This window comes from Streptomyces sp. SID486, from assembly GCF_009865385.1.
Taxonomy (GTDB): Bacteria; Actinomycetota; Actinomycetes; order Streptomycetales; family Streptomycetaceae; genus Streptomyces.
This window is the reverse complement of record NZ_WWJT01000158.1, coordinates 1-817: the sequence shown is the minus strand read 5'-3', so window position 1 is coordinate 817 and position 817 is coordinate 1. Positions and strand designations below refer to the sequence as shown.

General features: G+C 77.8%; 1 protein-coding gene. It reads right to left on the bottom strand.

What is annotated here, in order from left to right:
• Window positions 1–83: 83 nt before the first annotated feature.
• On the bottom strand, window positions 84–817 hold a 734-nt coding region (locus GT045_RS07595; protein ID WP_161333695.1), incomplete at its 5' end, for a glycosyltransferase family 4 protein.

Sequence of the window (817 nt, the reverse complement as noted above, 5' to 3'; positions counted from 1 at the left end):
GGGGCGGGCCGGCCGGACGGGGACGGGCCGCGGCCCGCGCTCGCGGGGCCGCGCGCCGGGTGAGGTGACGGTGGTTTCCGCAGTCACGAGTGGATGGACTCCCTGCACTCGGAGGGCACGGGCTGGGCCGTCGCGTCGCTCGCCGTCGGCGCACGGCCGAGGAGTTCGCGGTAGACGGCCGTGATCTGTTCGGCGGTGTGCCGCACGTCGTGCCGGGTCAGCACGTGCCGGCGCCCCTGGGCGCCCAGTGCCACGCGCAGCGGCCGATCGGACAGCAGTGCGGTGATCGCACCGGCCAGCGCCACCGGGTCCTCGGGCGGCACCAGACAGTGCGCGGCGAGTGCGGGCGGCAGGCTCTCGCGGGCGCCGTCGACGTCGGTGACCACGACGGGCCGTCCGCAGCCGAGCGCCTCCAGCGGGGCGAGCGCCATGCCCTCCCAGCGCGAGGGCAGCACCACCAGGTCGGCGGCCCGGTACCAGGGCACGACGTCGGCGACGGCGCCGGTGAACCGCACGGAGGGGGGCGCCTGCCGACGCAGCGCCGTGTCCTCCGGGCCGTCGCCGACCAGCACGAGACGTGCCCCCGGCAGCACGCCGAGGACGTCCTCCCAGGCACGCAGCAGCACGTCCTGGCCCTTCTGGCGGCACAGACGGCCCACGCAGACGACGAGCGGCCGGGCCGCCGCCCCGTCCCCGCTTCCCCCGGGGCCGGAATCCCCGCGTGGGCCCGGCGGAGTCCCTCTGGTGCCGGGCCCGGTGCCCGCGCGCGGCTCCGGCGGAGTTCCGCTGGTGCTGGTGCTGGTGCTGGTGCTGGTGC